Genomic DNA, 3,880 nt, shown 5'->3' on the forward strand with positions numbered 1-3,880 from the left:
TGTTGATTTTCGCTAAGAACTGACCCGGTTTTTCCACCGAGATTTGACCCGCTCTTTAAGTATTGTTTGGGTCTGCGGTATTGGTCAAGGTTCCGGTTTTCTCCTTTGCTTTTTGAGGTTCATGCGCTGAACTGTTTTTGAAACGGAAGCTGTCGTTTCCGGTTTCCAAGATGTGGCAATGGTGGGTGAGCCTGTCGAGCAGCGCAGTGGTCATTTTTGCGTCCCCGAATACGCTCGCCCATTCACTGAAGCTGAGGTTGGTGGTAATAATGACGCTCGTGCGCTCGTAGAGTTTGCTCAGCAGATGGAATAGAAGCGCACCACCAGACGCACTGAATGGCAGGTATCCAAGTTCGTCGAGAACGACGAGATCGGAATAGATAAGCCGATTAGCCATCTGTCCGGATTTGCCTTGAGCTTTCTCCTGCTCCAGCGCATTGACCAATTCGACGGTTGAGAAGAAGCGGACCCGTTTGTGATGGTGCTCAATTGCCTGCACACCGATGGCTGTAGCGATATGGGTCTTGCCCGTACCAGGTCCGCCAACGAGAACGATGTTGTTTGCATCATCGAGAAAGTCACCTCGATGAAGTTGCCGGACCAGTACTTCGTTTATCTCGCTGCTTGCGAAATCAAATCCATTGAGATCGCGATAGGCTGGAAAGCGAGCGGCTTTGAGCTGATACGCTACCGATCTGACTTCACGCTCTGCCGTTTCTGCCTTGAGGAGCTGCGAGAGGACTGGAATGGCGGCCTCGAATGCCGGCGATCCTTGTTCAGTTAGTTCACCGACGGCCTGCGCCATACCATGCATTTTGAGTTGCTTGAGCATTATGACAATGGCACCGCTTGCTGGATTATGACGCATGACGGGTCTCCTTCTTTCTTAAGGTATCGTAGCGCTCGACATCGGCCTTGGGCTCATTGCTGAGCGTGAGTGCCTGCGGTGCATTGATCGCGGGCGGCGTAAAGGATTTGCCGTCCACCAGACGATGAAGAAGATTCAGGATATGGGTCTTCGTTGGAACGCCGGACTTCAGCGCCATATCGACGGCCACCAGCACGGCCTGTTCGTCGTGCTGAAGAACAAGAGCGAGAATATCGACCATTTCTCTGTCGCCTCCCGGCTTCTTCAAGAGATATAGCTGGAGTGTGCGAAAGGCTTCTGGAAGGTCGGTGAAAGGAGCGCCATTGCGAAGAGCACCGGGCTTTCGTTGCACGACGGCCAGGTAATGTCGCCAGTCATAAACGGTTTGCCCGGGTCCTTGGTGTGAGCGGTTAAAGATGCGCAAATGCTCACAGATGACCTGGCCTTCCGCGACGACGACGACACGATCTGGATAAACCCTCAGGCTGACTGGGCGATTGGCGAAAGACGCCGGAACGCTATACCGGTTGCGCTCCAGATGGACGAGGCAGGTCGGCGATACGCGCTTGGTGTATTCGACAAAGCCATCGAAAGGTCGGGAGGCCGGCATGAGCGATTGTGCTTCTTCCGCCCAGGCATCGGCGATAGTACCGCGCACCTTTCCATGGGGCGTCATTGCCCAGAAGGCTCTACAACGCTCTTCCAGCCAGTCATTCAAAGCGTTCAGTGATGGAAAACGCGGCATAGGTTGCCAAAGCCTGTGGCGGGCATCCTGAACATTCTTCTCGACCTGTCCTTTCTCCCAGCCGGAAGCAGGGTTGCAGAACTCCGGCTCGAACAAATAATGGCTGGCCATGGCCTGAAAGCGTATATTGACGTCACGTTCCTTGCCACGTCCAACCTTGTCGATGGCCGTGCGCATGTTATCGTATATACCGCGTCGGGGAACGCCGCCGAGTACCCGGAAGGCATGGTTGTGGGCGTCAAACAACATCTCATGTGTCTGCAGGAGATAGGCGCGTACAATAAAGGCTCTCGAATAGCTGAGCTTGGTATGAGCAACCTGCAACTTCATTCGCTCACTGCCGATGATAGCCCAATCTTCCGACCAATCGAACTGGAAGGCCTCACCCGGTTCAAAGCTCAACGGCACAAAAGTCCCTCGGCCCACCGTCTGCTGCTGTTGGTGCTGATCAGCGCGCCATTCCCGCGCAAAGGCGGCCACACGGCCATAGGAACCTTCATAGCCAAGGGCGGCGAGGTCCGCATGCAACTGCTTTATCGTACGTTTCTGCTTACGAGACTTCTTTGCCTCTGTTCTCAGCCAGATTACCAGACGGTCGGCAAACGGATCGAGTTTACTTGGTCGCTCGGGAACCTGAAACTTCGGCTCTACGTTACCGAGACGAAGATATTTGCGGATGGTGTTCCGGGATAAGCCCGTACGGCGGCAAATCTCTCGGATCGATAGTTGATCCCGGAAATGCCAGCGCCGGATGACGCTCAATAATGCCATGTCGATCACTCCATAGCCCTCGCTGAAAACGCACGAGGGAAGGTTCAAACATGGGTCAGTTCTCGATGGAAATATCGCCCCAAACCGGGTCATGTATGGATGCCCCCGTTCATGCAAGGCTTTTCTTCGAGCGGTTTCAACGTGTGATTGGATGCGGTCATGTATCAGGCCTTTACTGTAGTCCTTTTATGACTACTGGCCGGTATGGAGCTAAGCGGAGCTGGCGCAAAATCAGTTCTACGAGCTCGAGGCTCACTGACCCGGTTGCATTTCCAGTCCGTCTTTCCAATCTCTGTCCTTACCGTTCGCTGATCTCCTCACACGCCGACGATCCGATCTCGCTACAACACTGCTATCTTTGCTTATGCAGAGGCGAGAGCGGAAACTTTAAATTCCTCATTCTTTGTCATCATCGCCCAGACGCTGCGCGCCATTTTATTTGCAAGTGCAATGGCGACGAGCATACGCGGCTTGCGTGATAACATTTTCCCAAGCCACGAGTTCTCTGGCGGTGCTTTACGGCACGCCCATCTGATTACTGTCATTGCACCGATAATTAAAAGCCGCCGAATGTCGCGCTGTCCCATTTTTGACGTTCTGCCCAGTACCTGTTTGCCGCCACTCGAGTGCTGTCTTGGCACCAGACCGAGCCATGCCGCAAAATCTCGTCCTTTTCGAAACGCTGTCATAGTAGGAGCAAAGGCTTCAATGGCCATGGCAGTGATAGGGCCCATTCCAGGCATAGACATCAAGCGCGCAGTGTTATCGGATTGTCGAGCTTCTGACTTGATTGCTTTCTCAAGATTGCCAATGCGGGAGCTAAGCAGATCAATCTGCTCAAGATAAAGTCGGGCAGTCTCTACGACCACGCGCTTGAGACCGTTATTATCATCGTCAACGATCCCCATCAAAGCAGCGAGGTTCGCAATTCCCTGGGGTGCAATAACACCATGTTCAGCCAAGTGGGCGCGAAGAGCATTGATAAGCTGCGTGCGCTGACGGACGAACAAATCGCGCGTCCGAAAAACCATGCAAGCAGCCTGCTGCTTCTCTGTCTTTGGTGCAACGAAACGCATTGAGGGCCGGATGGCTGCCTCTACAATAGCTTCAGCGTCCGCCGCATCATTCTTTTGTCGTTTTACGAACGGCTTCACATAAGCAGGCGGCAACAGCCGAACTTCATGGCCGAGCTTGCCAATTTCACGAGCCCAATAATGGGCGGTGGCACATGCTTCCATCGCAACGGTGCAACTCGGAAGCCTCTGAAAGAAAGCCATTACATGGACGCGAGATAATTTTTTGCGGAGAACAAAACCGCCATCGGCACTGGCCGCATGGACTTGAAATACACGCTTTGCAAGATCAAGGCCGACAATGCTAACTTCCTTCATGGATGCTCTCTCCTCTGAGTGACGTTGCTGCAAACATCACTATGGCACATTGCGATGCCGTCGGGAGGGGGCATCCACTCCATCAGTTCTCAGCGAAAATCAACA

At 53.4% G+C, this 3,880-nt stretch carries 3 protein-coding genes; all 3 read right to left on the reverse strand.

All coding sequences use genetic code 11. From position 1 onward, the window contains the following. Positions 1 to 55 precede the first annotated feature (55 nt). A complete protein-coding gene (gene istB, locus ACYSN1_RS21760) occupies positions 56 to 868 on the reverse strand; it encodes an IS21-like element helper ATPase IstB (protein WP_404578395.1) in 813 nt (270 codons plus the stop codon). Next, positions 858 to 2,384 carry an IS21 family transposase gene (gene istA, locus ACYSN1_RS21765; RefSeq protein ID WP_404578393.1) on the reverse strand — a complete coding sequence of 509 codons (1,527 nt, stop codon included), beginning with the start codon at positions 2,382 to 2,384 and terminating at the stop codon, positions 858 to 860. Before istA ends, istB begins: the two co-directional genes overlap by 11 nt. A 362-nt stretch (positions 2,385 to 2,746) precedes the next feature. After that, entirely contained in the window at positions 2,747 to 3,775 is a 1,029-nt protein-coding gene (locus ACYSN1_RS21770; protein ID WP_209418733.1) for an IS110 family RNA-guided transposase, read from the reverse strand. Positions 3,776 to 3,880 lie beyond the last annotated feature (105 nt).

It is taken from the genome of Brucella sp. LJL56 (assembly GCF_054871705.1).

Bases quoted from the DNA above. Each gene is read 5' to 3' on its own strand.
- istB (WP_404578395.1), bottom strand. From the start codon at position 868: ATGCGTCATAATCCAGCAAGCGGTGCCATTGTCATAATGCTCAAGCAA.
- istA (WP_404578393.1), bottom strand. From the start codon at position 2,384: ATGGCATTATTGAGCGTCATCCGGCGCTGGCATTTCCGGGATCAACTA.
- ACYSN1_RS21770 (WP_209418733.1), bottom strand. From the start codon at position 3,775: ATGAAGGAAGTTAGCATTGTCGGCCTTGATCTTGCAAAGCGTGTATTT.